Here is a 19,377-nt window from a genome sequence, read left to right on the forward strand (position 1 = left end):
GATATGAGTGCTATCAAGCACTCTTTCTTTGTTTATTGTGTACAACGATATGGGACATAGACTTCATTATTTATGGCGCCAGACAGTTACCGGATAACGTTGTCGCGGAAGCCGGTTTGATTTTGAGCTATCGTTTCCCGTTTAGTTGAATCGAAGTACTCAACTTAATATTGCTGTGAAAATCATTAGATGAGGCTTTATTTCGTACGGATTAATAAGTAATAGAAAATTATTTAATATAGCCATTCTTAGTATTGTCTACTTTTACATCCACAATTTTATCATGTTCAACTCTTATAGATACCCAAAAATCTTTTTCACAATTTGGACAACAGACGTATCCATCTCCTAATGCACTTCCGTTGAATGGTCTTTTCTGGTGCGGAGGCTTGCTCTTCCCTGTCGCCCATGTTAATGCATCACCCAAGTTATAGGTATCTAGATTCAACATACCCATTTTAAATTCGGCTTCTGTATTAACAACCGCCCCACATCTGGGACATGCCCCGTTAAATAATAGTAGGTTATACAATCCCAATGTTAAGCTCCTATTCTCTTTCAGGATAATATCATATTCGAATCAGAACAGGGGATATCCTTCATTTCTTAAAATGGATTTATTCGGAAAGCCATTAAACTATCCTGCCCGTTTCGCTGAATGGTATGGTGGGCGCTTAAGACATCGATCAAAATACAGGTTCTTCGTTCTGTTCTGGGAATGTATTAACATTTTAGGATGTCCAGTAGCGCCACAAGTGCGACCATGGCAACACCCCTTTCGGAAGTGCTACGCCGTGGTCGCTCCACCGCTTTTAAGTCCTTCGAACAATTATACCATGCTTGATATTTAACTAAAATCTAGAAATGGGAGAGAAGACCTTGACGGTTCTAGCTCTCCTTCTTTCATCCCCCCCTCTTTCAATCTGACCTATATAGTAACAATGGAAGACGCCTTTTTTCCAAGCGATTCTTAGGACAATCCTCTTTCTTTACGCAAATCACGAATCTGTATGCCTAGGGTTACAAGAAACAATATTTATAACTATTAATTATCAAAAATTTAATATCTATTACCAGATGTTTAATAAGAATCCAGTTATCTATACTTAATTGAATAAGAGGTGTGGACGATACCAAAAATTTAGAATTACAAGGGAGTCCGATAATATGGTTAATTGGATAAGGGAAGCTCTGCTCATACGATTCGATGAGTTATCTGCGCAATCGGAAAAAATAAGTGAGGTCACCGTATTGAAAGAGCAACTGCACAAATTGGAGAAGGATCTCTTAAATTTATCAGGGACAAATAGCTCCGTTCTTTCGCTTATTGACCTAAACACGCAGCTCCTATCCATTCAGAAGGAGTGGCTTTATATGAAGGGTCCAAGATGGGATCAAATTACGATCATTTTTATTGCAAAGCGAGGAAGTTCAATAGCAATCTACCATGGCACCTAGTAGAAATTCTAAGAATAAAGAAGAAAAATGAAGAATTCGCGAGAAATATTAGGATTATCAACAAATAACTAATTATTCTGAATATTTACAATAATTTAATAATAGGCTATCCTAACAGTAAGCAAGATAAATGATTCACACGATTAAGCCTACGGATATCACCCTGATTCACACCGAAGTTTGTATCGTTTATATCTTTCAATCCGGATTTGATTTAAAGCATTTGGCAGTGCCGGATTGGAATTGATATAAAAATAAACAAGGGAAAGGGGATAGTCCATTGAAGTAAGGAAGCGAAGCATGCCCCGCCGCGCTTACCTGAAATCCGTACTGTACGCGCACCGAATGAAGGCTATACCGAGGGCATGCGGGAATCCGATAAGACCTGTTACTCGTTCGCGTACCCTAACGATCACTTGATTGGAGTGTGTTTTTCGAAAATTGAATAAGCAACCTATACCAACATAGGGATTCTGGTTATCACGGATAAGCAGAGTCCCTATTTTCGTGCGTCATACTTCCGAGCCAGCCGGGCATACTAACGGGCGAAGCGACGTTTAAGGAGGGTTATGGCAAAGATGGCAAACGACAAAAGCATGCCTCCGGTATCCGGCGAAGAAGTCGAAACGGACGGCATTTACTCCAACGAGTGGGGCCGGGAGGAAACGCTCAAGCGCGGCGACGAATTTCCGTACGACGAGGCGATGGGACAGACCGAGTGGGAGCTTGTCAGCCTTCCGCTCGAAAGCCAAGAGGAAGAGATGTATAAGGACACGAAAAATAACACGAAACCGCGGCTGCATATCGACCGGGGCGATAAATAAGCCGGGCGCTGTCGTGTAAAAAGAAGAGCGCTCCCCGCCGTAGCGGAGAAGCGCTTTTTCGTCTGGTTTTGATACATTTATTTCCGGCCGTAATCCGCCTTGATCTCGCCCCATGCTTTCGTGTTCCACTTGATGATTTTGTTCTTGTAGGTGTTGCTTCGCAGCCAAGCTTCCGCGCGGTCCACGAGCGCCCAGATTTCTTGGGTTGAAGCGTCCCGCACCAAGGTGGAGGCTACCGTTTTATTGCGCACCCAGCTGATCGCCGTCATCGAATCGCTGTAGATCGTCATGTCGCTGCCTTTTCGCTTCAAATAAGCGAGCCCGTGGACGATCGCGAGAAATTCGCCCATGTTGTTCGTGCCTTTGGAAATCGGCTTCTGCTGAAACACGATTTCGCCGGTGCGCGTGTATACGCCTTTATACTCGACGATGCCGGGATTGCCGCTGCACCCTACATCGACGGACAGGCTCTCGGGCTCGTACTCGCCCGCAGCCTCGACGCCTGCGGCCTTGGAGGTCCGTCCGCCGCTCTTGCCCGTACCGCCGGTGCCGCTCCCTGCTCGTGCCGCGGCTCCGAACGCCTTCTTCCAGCCTGCGGCGAACATCGCCTTGGCCTCCGCCTCGCTCTCGTACGCCTTGAACTTGGCCTGCGGGAATCCGTTCGTCTGGGCTTGGCATTCGGCCCACGATTTATAAATCCCGGGCTGACGCCCTTCCCATACGACATAATACTTCGATTTTGCCACAGTGTTCCTCCTTGGTTCGGCCCGGCGTTTCCTATGATGGTACCGCCGTGCCGTCCGAAATCGCCGCTATCCCTGACGCTGCTTGAAAAACTCGATAAAATACGCCCCGTACTTGAAAAATTTCGCTTCCCCGACGCCCTTGATCTTCAGCATGGCCGCCGGGTTCGTCGGCTGTACTCCGCACATCTCGCGCAGCGTGCTGTCCGGGAACACGATATACGGCGGGATGCCTTCCCGCTTCGCAATCTCCGTGCGCAGCTTCCGGAGCTCGTCGAACAGCTCCGCTTCGACGTCCTGGACAACCGGCGCGGTTGGCTTCAGCCGGATGCGCTGCACGACCCGTTCCTTGCCGCTGAGCACATCGGACGCCTTCGACGACAACCGGAGCACCGGGTATTTGCCTTCCGTGAGCTGCAAATAGCCTTCGGCGACAAGGAGCTGGGTGAGGTCGACGATGTCTTTTTCCGTCCGGTTCCGCATCAACCCGTAGGTGCTGAGACTGTCAAAGCCGAAATCCAGCACCTTCTTATTGCGCGAGCCTTTGAGCACCGAAGCGACCAGCGTCATGCCGAACCGCTCCCGCATACGCTTGACGCAGGAGAAAATCTGCTGCGCTTCGAGCGTAATATCCGTCAGCTCCATATCCGGGCTGACACAGTTGCTGCACTGCCCGCAGTCTTCTTCCGCTTCCCCGCCGAAATAGCGGACGATGTACCGCTGCAAGCATTGCGGGGTGTGGCAGTAGTCGGCCATCTGCTGCAGCCGCCGGTATTCCTGCGCCTGCCGCTCCGGGTCCGAGACAGACTGCTCGATCAGAAACTTCTGAATATGAATGTCCTGCGGGCTGAATAGCAGCATGCAGTCGCTCGGCTCGCCGTCACGCCCCGCCCGCCCGGCTTCCTGGTAATAGGCTTCCATATTTTTCGGCATATTAAAATGGACGACGTACCGCACGTTCGACTTGTCGATGCCCATTCCGAACGCGTTGCTCGCCACCATGACGCGTACCTCGTCGTACAGAAAACGCTCCTGCGCGTCTGCACGTTCCTTATCCGTCAGACCGGCATGGTATTTGCCCGCGGCCACACCCTGGCGCAGCAAATATTCGCACAGCTGGTCGACTTCCTTGCGCGTCGCCGCGTAGACGATGCCCGCTTCCCCGGCATGCTCGCGGATGTACCCCATCAGCACGTCACGCTTGTTCTCGCCCTTAATGACCGAAAACGAGAGATTCTCCCGCGCAAAGCCGGTCACGAACACCTGCGGCTCGCTCAGCTTTAAGTGCTTCACGATATCCTCGCGCACCTGGTCCGTCGCCGTCGCCGTAAAAGCAGCCAGCAGCGGCCGGTCCGGCAGATGCGAGACCAGCTCGTTGATCCGCATGTAGCTCGGGCGGAAGTCGTGTCCCCACTGGGACACGCAGTGCGCCTCGTCCACGGCCACCATCGGCACGACAAGCCCGGCGAGCAGGTCCAAAAAGCGCTCCGATTCGAGCCGCTCCGGCGCGACATAGAGCAGCTTGTATTCGCCGCGCTCAGCCTTGCGGATACGCATCTCCACCTGCGCATAGGATAGCGAGCTGTTGATATAGGCCGCAGGCACGCCGATGCTGTCCAGCCCGTCCACCTGGTCCTTCATCAGCGAAATCAGCGGCGAAACGACGATCGTCGTCCCGCTCATCATCAGCGCCGGAACCTGGTAACAGATCGATTTGCCCCCGCCTGTCGGCATAATGCCGAGCGTATCCCGCCCGCTGAGCAGGCTTTCGATTACCCGCTTCTGCCCATCGCGAAAATCCGGGTATCCGTAATATTTACGCAGCAGCTCCTGCGCTTCCGCCATCGTCCCGATCGGCTGCCCCGGCTGCCGCTTAACTGCCTGCGGCCGTCGGACCGGCGCTTCGAACAGATCCGTCTGTACGGGACGCCGGTTACGGAATTCCGTGTTTCCTGCCGCCGGCCTTCCGGCTTGGCGTTCATCTCCTCCGGCACCCCAGCCCGCCTCCCGCGGGTCCCGGTAATCATAGTCGGCTGGCGGCTCATACCAGCTATCGTCTGCCGACGGACCCGGGTCTGCAGGTCCGGGGTCCATTGGATCGTACCAATCATCTTGTCGTTTCATGCTTCCCTACTTACTCCTCCCGCTTGTTTCGCCCGCCGCGATACGACCGGCTCTCCGTTCCAGAGCAGCTCCGTCTCCGCACGGCGCGCTTTGACCTCCGGCTCCTCGAGCAGGAGGAAAAAGTTTTTGGTCGGCAGCTCTCCGAGCCCATGCTTCGCCGACAGCTTGTCCAGGTAAGGACGCATATCCTCCAAATTACCGGACATATTGTTCCCGCTGTCCGCAAACGCATAGAGCGCGCTCGCCGCCGGGACCCGTTTGACCCGGAACTGCTCCGCCGCCCGCAGGTAAAAATCCCAGTCCCAGGCCACGGAAAATTGAACCGAATAGACCAGATCGCTGTCTTCGATTTCGCGCAGCATCCGCTCCACATGCGACGGCAGCAGCAAATCGTCGTCGTCGCACAGCATGATATAATCGCCCCGAACCAGCTCCAGCCCGCGGTTGCGCGCATGTACATGCTTGAGATTGCTTTCCATATCGACCATGGTCAGATCCAGCTCCGGATACAACTCCTTAAGCTCGTCGACCGGCTCTCCGTTATCGTTAACCACAATAATCTGCAAATGACGGTACGTCTGCCGCCACAACGATTCGATCAGCTCGGCCAAAACATCCAGCCGGTTATAGGTTGGAATAATGACGGATATCAGCGGCTGCCGATTCATTCCCCTTCCCCTCGCTCTCGTTTCCTCTACTGAACACTATACCGAAAAATCGGCGAAAGGGAAACTAGCCGAAAGGAAGAGTCCGCCCGGGGAAGCATGGAAAAATATTTTTCCGCCTGCTGCCCTATGGTACAATGGAAGAAAGCCATGAATCGATCGGTAAAAACTCATCGACGAGACTGCCGAGACGGCTAAGACCGGATGAACGAAGGAGGATTCTGCCATGCCGCCAAGAAAACAAGAGCCGCCCGCCCGTTCGGACGCAGCGGAGAAGACCGACATGAACGGAAAGCTTTTGGAGGGAGCCGAAGCAGTCTCCGCCGAAACAATCACAGCCGAACGGCAGCAATCGGGCACCCGGAGGAAACGGGGCGCCAAGCCATCGATAGACGCGCAGCCGACGGAGACGAGCGGCGTGGCAGCCAAGCCGCGCACTTCCAGACGCAAGAGCGATGCGAGCGCGCCAGCCCAGACCAGCAGCGCGAACGCCGACGCGGCAGCGAAGCCGCGTGCTTCCAAGCGCAAGAGCGATGTGGGCGTGCAACCGGCGGAACCGCAGCCGCAAGAAACTCCCGAAGCCGCCCCGCTGGCGGAAGAGGCTACGCTAACGGTTGCCGCAACAGCAGAGCCCGCTGGCGAGTCTGCCTTGTCCGCCGCCACGGCCGAGGTGAAGACAGCCGCGACCGAGACGACAGAGGATGTGGCTCCGGTGCTGCAGCTGCTGGAAACCCGCCTCAAGAAGAAGGAGCGCAGCGAAACCCACGATAAGGACCGGGTGTTTATCCGTAAAGATTTGAAGCTGCGTCTGGATGCCCTTGCCGAAAATCGCAGCAAAGGCTTCAAAACGCTGCTTCTGAACTACGGCTTGGAAAAGGCGCTGGACGAGTTGGAGCAAGCCGAAGCCGCGCGGCAGGAAAACTGACCGGCTCCCTTCACCCGTGTAATAGAGTTTGTCGAATCTAAGCATCTCTACATGCAAAACGAAGCGAATTCAATCCGAGCTCCGGGACGAATTCGCTTCGTTGTTTTTATTGCAAAAAAAACCGCCTGCACCCTATTTTGCGCTATATCGCATACCACAAATAAAAAACAGCCTGCACGGAAAGCAGCTTTCGCTTTTCCATGCAAGCCGTGCACAGGCTAGCTTCAAATCGGCAGCAAAGCGACGTTGTCGCGCTGCTTGAGGTTCTCGACCATCCGGTACCATGCATCCGGTTTTTGCGGGAGCACCGCATAATAGCGCTCCAGAAAGCTCCAGACCAACGAGGCCGGAACCGAGGCTTGCTCCTCGTCCGCGATCGGCATGAAACAAAGATCGAGCCCGTGTACCGCTTCGCCGTCATTGTGCCAGGACGGATGCACATAGTCCGTCTCCAGCTTCCGGTAACCGAGGTGCGCCAACACCTCGCGGCGGACGAACGAATTCATCGCATTGACGCCTCCGAACTCCAGCTTGCCCGTCAGCTGCGGGTTGTAGATTTCGGCGAACATGCCAAGGAATGCCCCGCCGCATGCCGCTACGACCGAACGCAGATCGGCCATCCGGCGACGCGCCAGAAACGGTCCGATGCCAAGGCCGTCCCGTCCGATGATCGTAAAATCGGTCATCGCGACCTGCAAATCTTCGTAATACCGGTATTCCGTCGCGCCGACGACTTCGCCATCCTGGACAGCGACGAACACCCGGATGCCCGGATCTTGAAGCGGCTCCGCCCACAGCTCATATTCCAGTACTTCCTCCGGCGGAAACACGCGCTGCATCAGCTCGTGCATTTGGCGAAAATACGGGTCGCCGATATCGGTTATTCGATGGTATTGCACAGGTTTCACCCTCCCCTGATAGCTTGCTGCTGCTTGAAACAAGCGTCTAAGCTTTCATTATATAGGGATACGGAAGGTTCTACAACACACCGTCACTTTTGTTTGCGCCGCCCCCACGGCTTCCAAACCGACAGAACGACCATCGCGGCAAGAGACAGAACTTGCAGCACGATGCCGACCCACAGCTCCCGTTATTGACGACGAAGTCCGGCCGCTGCCATACGTCCATGCCGCTTGCCGGAATCAGCGTTACCGCCCGCAGCGTCCAAAAGTACATCCCGACTGCGCCGAGCAGGATACACAGCAGCGTCAGCGCTTCTTTGGCGATAATCCAATAATAGCGGAACAGTCCCCAAGACATGAGCACGGAAAGCAGCACGCCGGTCACGACCGTTCCGATCGTCGAAGCCCGCAGCGACGAGGTCGACAGCAGATGCATCACGGTATAGCAGGCGCTCAGCACTCCCGAATCGCCGGTGGTTGCGGATACGACGCCCAGAACCACAAATACGACCGAATGCCGAGCCAGATGGCTGAAAATAGGATGTGTGCCGTTTATTAAAATCAAATTAAAAAAACGGAGGCCGCCAGGGCACTCCGTTTCTATCTATGCATATCAGGTTGCGGCAGCTTCCGGCAATCCGCGCCGCAGCAGCCGTTTGCCGACGCTCGTCCGGTAAAACAGCCGCTCCAGCAGGCTGAAGACGCTGCCCGCCAGCCAGTACAGCCCCAGCGCTACCGGCGCCCGCCACGTAATAACAAGCGGGAGCAGCAGGAGGATCATCCCGAACAGCAGCCGCTTGCTTCCGCTCATCGAGACGGCAGCGGCGTCGGCCAGCGGAATCATGCCTACCGCGAACGACAGCAGACCCGTGGCGATCGGGATCAAATGGAACGGATCGGCCTCGGCCAAGTGCGCGACCCAAGGGATCAAAATCGACGTCATCGTACTGCCGTGCGTAAAGAACAGGCCGTACATTGCCATAAGCACCGGCATTTGAATAATCGCCGACAGCGGCGAGCTTAAAGGATTGATCCCGTATTTGCCGTAAACTTTGGTTGTTTCTTGAACCAGCTTGGCCGGGTCGTTCCCGCACGTTTCCCGCAGCTTGCTAAGCTCGGGGAAAGCGGCGGCGGAACGGACCTGCTGCCGGGCGGCCAATAGATTGAAGCGGTACAGCGCGCCCTTCACCAACAGCGTGAGCACGATGACCGCAGCCCCCCAGTCGCGGGTCCAATCGAACGTCCAGGACAGCACATAAGCCAACAAATCAATAATAGGTTGAAACCATGTATACATGTGAGCGCTCCTTCCGTTGCGATTGAGCCGAGCTATCGAGGATCAATCGTCAACCGTGAAATTTTCGGTCAACCGACCATCTCATTCCAACGGAAAGGAGCGCTTGCGTCTTCGGATAACGCCGAGGACCGCGGCGGGCATTTTCGGCGAACGAAGACGGTACGAGGACTTTTTCTGGCCCGGTCATGATGCTTGAGCGGGAGCTTGGCAAGCTCGACGGCCGGCTCGAATGCGAAGGTCAACTGCTTCCCCGACCATCCGAACCATGGCACGACGAACAGCGAAGCCAGCCCGAGCGCCAGCAGCAGCGCCAGATCGAAAGACCACTCCATATCCGTTCACCTCCTTTGTCGCGTTTTCGCTTACTTAACGTTTTACGGGATTGACCGCAATTCGTTTCACTGCGGAGATAAGACACTTCCCCGCTGCGCCAAAACCTTGCGGTACTTGACGAAGCTGACGATACGCCAAGGCACGATATAGGCGACCGCGATCAAGTAGAACAGCATCCCCAGCTCGGCCGGATCAAGCTCTGACAAGTAGCTGCGCAGCGCCAGCCGGATAACGATGAGTCCTACCACGGCGAAAAGAAACGCTTTGCTCTTTTTCGGATAAATCTGTCCGTCTTCGCGAAACTCGTAATTCGTCGTCATAATCATCGGAACGGATAAAATAAGACCGAACAGCAGGGACAGCGTTACCTCTTTCACGGTCAAATGAAGCTGCGGGTTGAGCAGACCGAGTATGCCGAAGCCCAAAAAAAGCAGCGGCAGCAGCAGCCGGTATCCGTTGCCTTTCACCGGCTTGGCCGCCGCGCGCATTCTCCGCCAGAGTACAAGCGCTACGATGACAATCATAAAAATCACGGGAGAAATCGATTCCATACGGTATCATCCTTATAGTTTTGATATAAACTATTTTACACGTAAATTATATAACAGATCAAACAAATACAGCTTGTCCTTCTAATCAAAATAAGGAAACAACAAAAAACCCTTGCCTTGGCTAGCGGCAGGGGCTGAATCGGCTTTAAGTCCTCTTCTGCATCCGGGCGTAGGACAAAATGCGTCTGTACATCGTTTTGTTCTTAAGGGCGTTAAAAATCGACTTGTCCGGCTTCGTGTTGACTTCGAGAATCCAGGGCTTCAGCTTGCCATCGATCGCGACATCGACGCCGAAAGCGGGAAAATGCGGATACTTTGCACTCATATACTCGCTGACGCCCCGACCCAGATTTTTCAGTTCTTGAACGAATCTGGCCCGGCGTTTCCCGCGAATATGAGGAGCAAACAGCTTGTCTGCGGGCATCGGGGTTCCCCCGCTATGATAGTTGGTAACGATCTTTTTCGGTCTGGCCAACCGGCCGACCATCCCCGTCACGTCCCAGCCCCGATGCCGGTTGCGTTGGACCATGATGCGCAGATCGAACGGGCGTTTCTTGTAATGCAGCAGCGGGATTGCTTTTTGCACGAGATAGCCTCGCCGGGCTGTCTGTCTGGAAACTGCGGAGTACAAGCTGCCGAACGAACGAAACGTCCGGGTAGCATAGCCGCTCTTCAGCGTGTAACGCCCGTTGCCTGAACGGATGATTTTCATGATCCCGTGGCCGCCCGTGCCGTTGTTCGGCTTCAGGTAAACCGCCCCCCATCGCTTCAGCATAGAGCTGACCGCAGGCCGGCTCGCCCATTGCGTCTGCGGAAGGTACGGCTTCCAACGTGCGCCGGTTTTCAAATAACGGTATTTCCCCCACTTCGTGTTGGCATAAACCAATCGATCACCTCCCGTCTAAACCATGGTATTGTATGTACGCTTTGCGGCTTTGGGAACAGGCATATGCAACATGTCAACGGGCCGCGAGGGAATATTTTCAAAAAAACGTTGCATTCCTTACAATTCCGAGTATAATACTAGGTAAATAAGTTGATTTTACCATGCTAGGGGATGACGAACATGATTTCTTCTGCCATGAAAGCAGCCGCCGCTCTCTGGGTCGACGACTATCTGGATTTGTACAATTACGCCGGACGGATCGGAGATACGGCCTGGCAGCAAGAGATTACGGACATCCTGAAGCAAAAAGACGCGTATGTATCGGAGGCTGTGCGTACAAGAAAGCTTGAGGAGCTGTGGATGACCTTCGATTCGATCAACCGCAAAATGCTGGAGCTTTACCGGGAACTGCGGGAAACGAACGATGCGTGGGTTACGGAACGGCTCAGAGAGCAAGTGATGGAATTGAAAACGGAGCGCATTACGGTCTCGAGAAAAATCAAGGCGGAACAAGCTTAGAGGTTGTTTCAAGCGCGGGAGCGTAACATATGGCATACGGAGGACCGTTCTGCCAGTGGCTTGGTGCGAACACGGCTTGCAGACGACTGCTCAGCCGGCGGTTATCTTGATGCATGCAGCAGGCTGCTCTGCAGAGGGCTGAATCCATTTTGGCGAATGGATCGGCCGGGCATTACATGGACGCTTGTTTCATCTCGCGCATCATGTTCATCATCATCGTCATCGTTTCGTCGCATTCTTGCATTTTGGACATCATCATGTCCATGTCCATGGCATCCATCATCTTCATTTCCATCATCATGTTCATCATAGATTTCATGGAGTTCATTTTGCACATCATGTCATCCATGCACATCGTCATCATCATGTTCATGCACATTTTTTCCACTTGGCTCACCTCCTCTATAAATCTGCTATTTAACTCCATACCCAAAATACTATAAATTCCCAGATACTTCAAGTCTTTTTTTTGCTTTTACGGTTGAAAACGGATTGTACTTGTGATAAAATTTTTCGTTCATTTTCTATTAAGTTGATCGGAATGAGAAGCAAACTTGGATAAGCGCCTTTCTTGACCCCGGCCCACGCTTCCGCTACTCTGAAAGAAAGTGATATGCGGGAGGAGAATGACCATGTCCGAACGGCCGCCAAAGCGGGATCAGACGTACGGTGTTGGAAAAGAGCCGACAGACCGCCCTATCATTCCTTTACCGAAAGAAACACTTGAAGACCGGGATGCCATGCTCGCAGCGGAGAAAGAACGGCAGAGCTGGATCGACGAGGCTTACGAGGATTTTGTCAAAAACGGCGGCCTGGAGCATTTGCCCGGCTTCGGTAAGCCGCTGACGGTGCCGACCGGAGACGCATGGTCGTCCTTGCTTAAGCAAGCCAAGGTCGAGCATCCGTGGGTCATGCTCCGGAAGGAAATCGGCTCGCTGATGGAGAAAGCGATCAGCCGGATGGCCAAAAGCTCCGTCGACCCGGAAATCGACGCGCGGATCGAGGATGCGAACAAGCAGATCGCGGAGCTGAACCGCCAAGCCCCGAGCCTGTCCCTGCACCGCAGCCGCTTGTCCCGCGACAACCTGCACGAACAGTATGACCGCTGGTATGCGGACAAGTGACTTCGCCGATGCATAAACATAACATGCAAAACCCCCGGAGCCTTTACTCCCTGTTCAAGGGAGCGCTGCCGGGGGTATTTTTGTCGATATCGGCTTTCCCGAATTAGAACGACTCGTTAATGACCACATCGCTGAGCGGCAGACGTTCTGTCGCGCGTGCCGGGCTAGCCGCTTTACCGATCGGGAGAAGCATAACTGGAATATAGCGTTCCGGAATGTTGAACTCTTGGATCAAAGCAGCCGGATTGTAGCCGCCCATCGGAACGGTGTCATAGCCTTTCGCGCGGGCAGCCAGCATAAGCTGCATAGCGGCCAGCGAGGCGTTGCGGATCGCTTCGTCGCGGCCTACCGTCGGATTGTTTGCATAGGCGCCGTTAATTTGGCCGAGCATCGTGTCGCGAACTTCCGGCGTCGCCTTTTCAAAGACGATCGGGGCGGTCAAGTTCGCTTGCAGATCGCCGAGCACAACGACAACCGCGGATGCATCGGATACTTGCTGTTGGCCAAACGCGATCGGAAGCAGACGGTCTTTGTTCGCTTGCTCGCGGATGACCAGAAAACGCCAGTGCTGCAAGTTCCAGGACGACGGCGCGCTTGTGGCCAGCTCCAAAATTTCGTTCAGCTCCGCATCCGGGATAACGACGTCCCGTTGATATTGACGGACGGAATGACGGGACAGAATAACTTGCTCTGCGGTTTGTTGTTGTTCAACTTGGCTCATAATTTCCACTCCTTTAATTGTATAACTCTATTTAGTATAATAACCCAATTAACTTACTTTTGTAAAGTACCGTACGAAAAATTACGAATATAAATTTCACGGCAACGGATATAGTTTTTACCTTGAACCGGGTAAATACAGCGTACAGGCGCTTCCTTTTCCTTCCTCGCTTCGCAGCGAGAGGAAGCCGGCAGAGAGCGTTGTATAGATTTTGTTCAGATTTATTTGTTAGAATAGGACGGATAAACAATTCAAAAAAAGGAGTTGTTGCATCGTGTTCCATCTGTCGCACGTCCTTGGACGAATCAGAAACCGCTGGTTCGCGGCGGCTTCGTTCGTCACGGGGAGCGTGTGGTCCGCGCATTTGGCCGTGCTGGTATTCCACTGGGACGACAACGTGCGTTATGATACGACTTTAACCCTCATTTCTTTACTTGCTGGCATCATGACGACGTTCCTTATCTTTCATCTGGCTCTGTTCGGAAACAAAAGCCGCCTTCGACTGGCGGGCGGCGGCTTGCTCACGATGATCGGAATGGCAACGATGTATATAACGGGCAGCGAAGCCGCCATCGCTCCGGATGAGGACAGAGCTTATATCGTCCACTCCGTCCTGCGCCCGGTCGATTTGTTTTTGCTGTTCGGCGTTCTGGCCGCGATGTGTCTTGTGTATATCGTCGCTTGGCGGGCCATGCGCCTTCAGAAGCAAGCGCTCGAGAAGCTGGCGTATACCGATCCTCTGACCGGTTTGCTCAACCGGAACGCTTGGGACCGCTATGCCGAGAAAAATACCGTAAACCGGAACGCGGCGTTCTTGTTTTTGGACCTGGACGAGTTCAAGTCCGTCAATGATACGCTCGGACACGACATCGGAGATATGTTGATATGGGAAGTGGGACAGCGTTTAAAAGCGTTCCAGAACAAGCATCGGCAAATTTTCCGGCTCGGCGGGGACGAATTTCTGCTGGTCGCCCTCCAGTGCAGCGAAGCGTCCGCCAAAAAAACGGCTTGCGACATGCTCGAAGCGATCAAGGCTCCTTACCGCTTGGCAGGAAAGGTGGCCCATGTCTCCGGAAGCATCGGCATCTGCCTCGGCTCCGTTCCCGGGTCCAGTTGCACTACCATGCTGAAAAATGCGGATGCTGCCATGTACCGCGCCAAATTGTTGGGAAGAAACCAGTTCTTCACGTATCGCGAAGGAATGAGCGCATTTTTTTTGAGCCCGCTGCGCGGTACGGGCAAAGGCTTGCCCAAGAGCCTCACTAAAGGCAGAGGAGCCTGAGCTTCGGGAACCCTCGGAGAAACGCTTACATTTTTCACTCGTTTCCTGTATAGTGAGAGTATCATGAACACAGGGAGTGATGCTCATTGTTGATGCGAACGACCGAGTTTTATGACACCCTGCCCTCCAAATGCTGCGATACATGTGGCGAACCTCTGGAGGAAATGGCCGATTGTTACACGTCCACCTGTACGCAGTGCAAAGGTCAAACGTTCTACCCGCTCAGCCCGATTTCCGGGCCGACAGCTCATCCGGAATAGTCTGACGCCCCTGCCGAGGGGGCGTTTTTTTGTGTGCGCTTAGATTGGGCGATCCGATGAAGAGATGCAGCTCTCATGTCCAAAGCAAAAAAGCAAAAAAAGCCGCTCATCCCATTCCGGACTGAGCGACTTTCCACCCTAGCGTTGCCGATCCAGCCTCGCTGACTTACCACGCCTCGCGAATCGCGGTCGTCGTCTGCCACGCTTTCCGCACGGAAGACGCCGTCTGCTGAAGATGCATAATCGCATCCCAAGCCTGCTCCGTCGGGCGCTGGCGGCGGAATTGCCGTGCCCTTCCCTGCATCGCGGCCAGCGCAAGCCGGTTGTCCGCAAGCTCCAGCAGCTGATCCTGCAGCGCCCGGGCGGCCGTCGCCCGGATGGCGACGCCGGCCTTCTCCAGCACCGCGGCGTTATCTTCCTCCTGGCCGGGAATCGGCTTGTACAGCAGCATCGGCAAGCCCATGGCGACCGCTTCGGCCGTCGTCAGCCCGCCCGGCTTCGTCACCAGCAAATCCGCGACGGCCATCCATTCGTGAATTTCCTCTACGAAGCCTTTGACGATGACGCGGTTTGTCGGATGCTCCCGCAGCTCCGCTTCCAGCTCTTCCCGCACGGCCGCATTGCTTCCGCAGATGACGACCAGTTGCAGCCGCTCCAGCAGAGATGTCGAACGGATCAGCGAACGGACGCTTTCGTCCAGCATGCCGCTGCCGCCGCCCATCACGAGCACGACCGGGCGCTCCGGATCGAGACCGAACGACTGGCACAGCCGGACCCGGTCGAACGATTCGGAGAAGCGGCGGCGCACCGGAATGCCGGTCACCCGGACGCGGGTAGACGACACGCCGTGCAGACGCAGCGCGGCCGCTACCTGCTCGGACCCGACCAGATACAAATCCGTATGCGGCTGCAGCCACAGGCTGTGGTCGGTATGGTCCGTAATGACCGTAACGAGCGGCGTCGAAACCGCGCCTTTTTCTTTAAGCAAGGATACGGCCGCCGCGGCCAGCGGGAACGTGCAGACGATAATGTCCGGCCTTTTCTCCTCCAAGAGCGCCAGGAACCGGGACAGCCCCAAGCTCAAAAACGTCTTGAACGGAATCGGCATCGCCTCTTTCCGTCTTGTTTTGCGATATAAATAGCCGTAAACCGACGGCGCTTTCTCGACGCCCTTCATAAAGCAGTACTTCACCATCGGATGAAGATACGGGTACACTTCCTGCATAAAATCGATCACCTCGGCCCGTACACGTTCCGCCAAGCCTTCTCCGCATGTTTCCGCCAGCGCCCGCGCCGCCTGCCGGTGACCGTCACCCAAGTCGCCGGAGAGCACCAAAACGCGCGCAGCCGCGGGGATCTCGCCGTTCGTCAACATAAGTAGCCCCCCATGAACTGTTCTTTGTTTATTCTTCTACTCTATATATTAAACGAAAAACCTGAAGAAATCCCATCCTCAGAGCTTAAAACTTTCTTAAGTACGCCAATGACCCGGACGTAGCTCCGGAACGCACCCATAGCGCCCAACGCGAATACACTATCGGCAAAAGCCCATTTTTACGCTTGATCGGAGGTTCCTTATGAAGCCTTACCCTGAATACCCTTATTATGCGATGGAAACGGAATGCCGCGAAAAGCCGATTGCGTTCCCGCCCCAGCATCAAGAGCGGCAGCCCGGACTCGAATATTTGATGAACCCGCGGCCGATCTTCGACAATCCCGCCTATGTCGGCAGCGGCAAGCTTCTCGGCAAAGCAGCCCTGATTACGGGCGGAGACAGCGGGATCGGACGCGCGACCGCCGTTGCCTTTGCCAAAGAAGGAGCCGACGTGGCCATCGCCTACTTATACGAACATCCGGACGCGGCCGAAACGAAGCAGCATATCGAGCAGCTTGGCCGCCGCTGCCTGACCATCCCGGCAGATCTGCGGGACAAAGCTTCGTGCACGGGCGTCGTCGCGCAAACTCTTGCCGCGTTCGGGAAGCTGGACGTGCTGGTCAACAATTTGGGCGTCCAGTATCCGCAGGGGAGCATCCTGGATATTTCGGAGGAGCAACTAATCGAGACGTTCCGAACGAATATTTTCTCGTTCTTTTTCGTGACTCAGGCCGCTCTGCCCTATATGAAGGCGGGCGACTCCATCATTAATACGGCTTCGGTCACCGCCTACCGCGGCCACCGGCAATTGATCGACTATTCGTCTACCAAAGGAGCGATCGTCACCTTTACCCGGTCGCTGGCTCTTTCGCTGGTCGAGCAAGGCATTCGGGTGAACAGCGTAGCTCCTGGTCCGGTCTGGACCCCGCTGACGGTCTCCAGCTTCCCCGCTGAGCAGGTGAAGACGTTCGGCACGGATACGCCGATGGGCCGGGCCGCCCAGCCGTTCGAGCTGGCGCCCGCCTACGTATACCTCGCAAGCGACGATTCCAGATTCGTCACCGGCGAGACGCTGCATGTGAACGGAGGCTCGTTCATCACCTCCTGACGCGGCAACGCCAAAAAGGGACTGCGGAGATAACCTTCCGTAGTCCCTCTTGGTATTTGTCCGTTACCCGGCACGGAGCTTTCCGCACTCCTGCATAGCCGCAGATCACTCAGCGTAAAAGCCCTGCTCCGCCGCATAGTTGCCCCAGTGCGGCCTGCTCCCGTCCTTGTCCGTAAAGCCGTACTCGTCGGAGAGCCCCCAGCTCGTCAGCGCTTGACCGGATTTGTCCATGATGCGCGGGTCGGCGGCCAGTGCGGCAACCGCCCGTCCGACATAATGCGGCGTCTCCGACATGATGAAATGCGGGTCCTTCTCCGCCGCGTCCCGCCAATTGTCCTTCGTCACGCCGAAGTGGTCGAGCATCGCTTCCGAACGCAGAAAGCCCGGCGTAACCGCCACAGCCGCCACATGGTGCGGGCGAAGCTCCTCGGCCATCGACTCGGCCAGGTGAATCGCCGAAATTTTGGCGAGACTGTAGTACAGGTTGCCGCGATACCGGTAATCCCAACCGTCCGTAATTTCCACGATGAGCCCCCGCTTGTTCGCCATAAGGAGAGGCGCGCCGTAATAGCTGGTGATCATGTGCGAATGCACCGCCCGCCGCTGCATCAGCAGCCCGCCCGCAATCGGCTGCTCCCAGAACGTCTTGCCCCATTCCATCAGCGAGTCCCCGCCCCACACGTCGTTGACGAGCAGGTCAAGCCTGCCGTTCTGCTCGCTTCGCACCCGTTCGAACAACGCCCGGACCTCTTCCTCGACCGTATGGTCCACGCGCACCGGAATGCCGCGTCCGCCCCGGGCCGTCACCAGCTCCGCCGTCTCCTCGATCGTTTCCGTCCGGCCCATGTCGGAGAGCTGTCCCCGCGAGCTGCGGCCGGTCACATAGACCGTCGCTCCCGCTTCCCCCAGCATTTCGGCGATGCCGCGGCCCGCTCCTCTTGTCGCTCCGGCAACGACCGCGATATGTCCCTCCAATGGTTTCATCGTTCATTCCTCCGCTTTCCTTGATCGTCTGGCGGGCAATGTCGTGCCATTCCCGCATAATAACCCCAATGTTTATCGAGCCGCTGAAGCTGCTCTAGGCCTATTTCCGTCTTACGCTTTCATCCTACCAGTCCTAATATGTCAACCCTTGTCATATTGCTGTGATAAAATGAAAATATCTACTAATCTAAAACACATCTCAAAAATATAAGGAGCGATGATCATGCGTGCGGACCGGCTGTTATCGATTTTATTGCTGCTTCAGAACCGCGGTCGAATGACCTCGCGGGAGCTGGCCGAGCAGCTGGAGGTATCAGAGCGGACCATCTTCCGCGACATGGAGGCGCTCAGCGCTTCCGGCATTCCGCTCTATGCCGAGCGGGGCTCGGGCGGCGGCTGGGTGCTGCCGGAAGGCTACCGCTCTCAGCTCACGGGACTCAAAATCGATGAGATCCGCTCCCTCCTGCTCGCCCACGCTTCCGGGATGATGCGTGATCTAGGCTGGCGCGAAGCTTTTGAAGCGGCCTTATTGAAGCTGCTGGCCGCCCTGCCCCCCTCCCTGCGGCGGGATGCGGAGGCGGTCCGCGAACGCATCCACGTGGACGGAGCCGGATGGTACGGACCCGCGGAGGAGGTATCGTGCCTGTCCATCGTGCAGGAGGCGGTGTGGGAGGAGCGGCTGTTGGCCATTCGTTACGGGCGGGGCGACGAGGTCGTCGAGCGCGAAGTCGGCCCGCTCGGGCTGGTCGTCAAAGGAAACGCGTGGTACTTGATCGGGCTCGTAGACGGCCAGATACGCACGTACCGGGTTTCCCGGATACGCAGCGCCGTCATTCGGCCGGAGAGCTTCGAGCGGCTGGCAGACTTCGAGCTGGCCCGTTACTGGGAGCAATCGACGGCCGATTTCAAGTCCCGGCTGCCCAGCTATCTCGTGACGCTGCAAGCAGATGCTTCCACTCTTGCACTCCTGCGGGAGGAGCACTTCGTCAAAATCCGTGAAACCCGCCCGGCTGCCGACGGCCTGACCGAGCTTACCGCCGATTTCCAAACGGCGGAGTACGCGCTGCGAATCATTCCGGGATACGGCGGCGGACTGCAGGTGCTGGAGCCGGAAGAGCTGCGCGCAGACCTCCTCCGGCTGGCGGAGACGATCCGCCAAATCTACGGCCAATAACGATACGGTCCGGTCTACGCACTCCAAGCCGCAACAGCACCCTATGTACGTCCCTAACCCGACTCCGGCGCTTAATCGCCGGGCAGACTGTTGAGAAACCCTAGAAGTAGAAAATCTCAGAC

The 19,377-nt window shown here is 55.3% G+C and carries 22 protein-coding genes; 8 read left to right on the plus strand and 14 right to left on the minus strand.

The features are described from left to right. Positions 1 to 229: 229 nt before the first annotated feature. The gene (locus QJ48_RS37100; protein WP_157261771.1) at positions 230 to 538 is read right to left on the minus strand and encodes a hypothetical protein; all 309 of its coding nucleotides are present in this window, start codon (positions 536 to 538) and stop codon (positions 230 to 232) included. Between the two features lie 1,498 nt (positions 539 to 2,036). Here QJ48_RS37100 and QJ48_RS27630 point away from each other — a divergent pair. Then, entirely contained in the window at positions 2,037 to 2,282 is a 246-nt protein-coding gene (locus QJ48_RS27630) for a hypothetical protein (RefSeq protein WP_010492983.1), read from the plus strand. 77 nt (positions 2,283 to 2,359) lie between these two features. On the opposite strand, the gene rnhA is transcribed toward QJ48_RS27630, so the two are convergent. From rnhA to QJ48_RS27645, 3 genes are all read right to left on the minus strand, one after another. After that, a complete protein-coding gene (gene rnhA / locus QJ48_RS27635; RefSeq protein WP_054976603.1) occupies positions 2,360 to 3,028 on the minus strand; it encodes a ribonuclease H in 669 nt (222 codons plus the stop codon). A 66-nt stretch (positions 3,029 to 3,094) separates the two neighbouring features. Continuing rightward, the gene (recQ, locus tag QJ48_RS27640; RefSeq protein WP_054976621.1) at positions 3,095 to 4,870 is read right to left on the minus strand and encodes a DNA helicase RecQ; all 1,776 of its coding nucleotides are present in this window, start codon (positions 4,868 to 4,870) and stop codon (positions 3,095 to 3,097) included. A 275-nt stretch (positions 4,871 to 5,145) separates the two neighbouring features. Beyond that, on the minus strand, positions 5,146 to 5,817 hold the full coding sequence (locus QJ48_RS27645; protein WP_054976604.1) for a glycosyltransferase family 2 protein: 672 nt from the start codon (positions 5,815 to 5,817) through the stop codon (positions 5,146 to 5,148). Between the two features lie 223 nt (positions 5,818 to 6,040). Between QJ48_RS27645 and QJ48_RS27650 the strand changes: the two genes are divergently transcribed. Further along, a complete protein-coding gene (locus QJ48_RS27650) occupies positions 6,041 to 6,739 on the plus strand; it encodes a hypothetical protein (RefSeq protein WP_054976605.1) in 699 nt (232 codons plus the stop codon). A gap of 224 nt (positions 6,740 to 6,963) precedes the next feature. On the opposite strand, the gene QJ48_RS27655 is transcribed toward QJ48_RS27650, so the two are convergent. From QJ48_RS27655 to QJ48_RS27680, 6 genes are all read right to left on the minus strand, one after another. After that, positions 6,964 to 7,638 (minus strand): hypothetical protein, encoded by a 675-nt coding sequence (locus QJ48_RS27655; protein WP_054976606.1) that lies wholly within the window; start codon positions 7,636 to 7,638, stop codon positions 6,964 to 6,966. A 79-nt stretch (positions 7,639 to 7,717) separates the two neighbouring features. Further along, positions 7,718 to 8,143 carry a hypothetical protein gene (locus tag QJ48_RS27660; RefSeq protein ID WP_237763079.1) on the minus strand — a complete coding sequence of 142 codons (426 nt, stop codon included), beginning with the start codon at positions 8,141 to 8,143 and terminating at the stop codon, positions 7,718 to 7,720. Between the two features lie 111 nt (positions 8,144 to 8,254). Next, positions 8,255 to 8,938, minus strand: coding sequence for a YidC/Oxa1 family membrane protein insertase (locus tag QJ48_RS27665; protein ID WP_054976607.1), 684 nt, complete (start codon positions 8,936 to 8,938; stop codon positions 8,255 to 8,257). 68 nt (positions 8,939 to 9,006) lie between these two features. Beyond that, positions 9,007 to 9,270, minus strand: a complete 264-nt coding sequence (locus tag QJ48_RS27670) for a hypothetical protein (protein ID WP_054976608.1) — start codon at positions 9,268 to 9,270, stop codon at positions 9,007 to 9,009. A 66-nt stretch (positions 9,271 to 9,336) separates the two neighbouring features. Beyond that, a complete protein-coding gene (locus QJ48_RS27675; RefSeq protein ID WP_054976609.1) occupies positions 9,337 to 9,822 on the minus strand; it encodes a cytochrome c biogenesis protein CcdC in 486 nt (161 codons plus the stop codon). Between the two features lie 145 nt (positions 9,823 to 9,967). Continuing rightward, on the minus strand, positions 9,968 to 10,708 hold the full coding sequence (locus QJ48_RS27680) for a YheC/YheD family protein (RefSeq protein ID WP_054976610.1): 741 nt from the start codon (positions 10,706 to 10,708) through the stop codon (positions 9,968 to 9,970). 180 nt (positions 10,709 to 10,888) lie between these two features. Here QJ48_RS27680 and QJ48_RS27685 point away from each other — a divergent pair, with 180 nt between their 5' ends. Then, on the plus strand, positions 10,889 to 11,227 hold the full coding sequence (locus QJ48_RS27685; RefSeq protein WP_054976611.1) for a hypothetical protein: 339 nt from the start codon (positions 10,889 to 10,891) through the stop codon (positions 11,225 to 11,227). Positions 11,228 to 11,399: 172 nt separating this feature from the next. On the opposite strand, the gene QJ48_RS27690 is transcribed toward QJ48_RS27685, so the two are convergent. Next, a complete protein-coding gene (locus QJ48_RS27690) occupies positions 11,400 to 11,606 on the minus strand; it encodes a hypothetical protein (protein ID WP_237763081.1) in 207 nt (68 codons plus the stop codon). Between the two features lie 253 nt (positions 11,607 to 11,859). Here QJ48_RS27690 and QJ48_RS27695 point away from each other — a divergent pair, with 253 nt between their 5' ends. Continuing rightward, entirely contained in the window at positions 11,860 to 12,351 is a 492-nt protein-coding gene (locus tag QJ48_RS27695; RefSeq protein ID WP_157261772.1) for a DUF1992 domain-containing protein, read from the plus strand. Between the two features lie 103 nt (positions 12,352 to 12,454). Here QJ48_RS27695 and QJ48_RS27700 read toward each other — a convergent pair whose 3' ends face one another. Continuing rightward, positions 12,455 to 13,072 carry a nitroreductase family protein gene (locus QJ48_RS27700; RefSeq protein ID WP_054976614.1) on the minus strand — a complete coding sequence of 206 codons (618 nt, stop codon included), beginning with the start codon at positions 13,070 to 13,072 and terminating at the stop codon, positions 12,455 to 12,457. 274 nt (positions 13,073 to 13,346) lie between these two features. Between QJ48_RS27700 and QJ48_RS27705 the strand changes: the two genes are divergently transcribed. Together QJ48_RS27705 and yhfH are read left to right on the plus strand one after the other, a co-directional pair. Further along, on the plus strand, positions 13,347 to 14,354 hold the full coding sequence (locus QJ48_RS27705; protein ID WP_054976615.1) for a diguanylate cyclase domain-containing protein: 1,008 nt from the start codon (positions 13,347 to 13,349) through the stop codon (positions 14,352 to 14,354). 92 nt (positions 14,355 to 14,446) lie between these two features. Then, on the plus strand, positions 14,447 to 14,614 hold the full coding sequence (yhfH, locus tag QJ48_RS36300) for a protein YhfH (RefSeq protein WP_237763082.1): 168 nt from the start codon (positions 14,447 to 14,449) through the stop codon (positions 14,612 to 14,614). 166 nt (positions 14,615 to 14,780) lie between these two features. Here the strand turns inward: yhfH and QJ48_RS27710 are convergent, their stop codons facing one another. Beyond that, positions 14,781 to 15,989 (minus strand): MGDG synthase family glycosyltransferase, encoded by a 1,209-nt coding sequence (locus QJ48_RS27710; protein WP_054976616.1) that lies wholly within the window; start codon positions 15,987 to 15,989, stop codon positions 14,781 to 14,783. Positions 15,990 to 16,191: 202 nt separating this feature from the next. Between QJ48_RS27710 and QJ48_RS27715 the strand changes: the two genes are divergently transcribed. Next, positions 16,192 to 17,097 (plus strand): SDR family oxidoreductase, encoded by a 906-nt coding sequence (locus QJ48_RS27715; protein ID WP_054976617.1) that lies wholly within the window; start codon positions 16,192 to 16,194, stop codon positions 17,095 to 17,097. Between the two features lie 105 nt (positions 17,098 to 17,202). On the opposite strand, the gene QJ48_RS27720 is transcribed toward QJ48_RS27715, so the two are convergent. Next, positions 17,203 to 18,081 (minus strand): SDR family oxidoreductase, encoded by an 879-nt coding sequence (locus QJ48_RS27720; RefSeq protein WP_054976618.1) that lies wholly within the window; start codon positions 18,079 to 18,081, stop codon positions 17,203 to 17,205. Between the two features lie 223 nt (positions 18,082 to 18,304). Between QJ48_RS27720 and QJ48_RS27725 the strand changes: the two genes are divergently transcribed. Beyond that, positions 18,305 to 19,255 carry a YafY family protein gene (locus QJ48_RS27725; protein ID WP_054976619.1) on the plus strand — a complete coding sequence of 317 codons (951 nt, stop codon included), beginning with the start codon at positions 18,305 to 18,307 and terminating at the stop codon, positions 19,253 to 19,255. Positions 19,256 to 19,377: the final 122 nt, after the last annotated feature.

The sequence above is a fragment of the Paenibacillus sp. A3 genome (assembly GCF_001399685.1).
Lineage (GTDB): Bacteria > Bacillota > Bacilli > Paenibacillales > NBRC-103111 > Paenibacillus_G.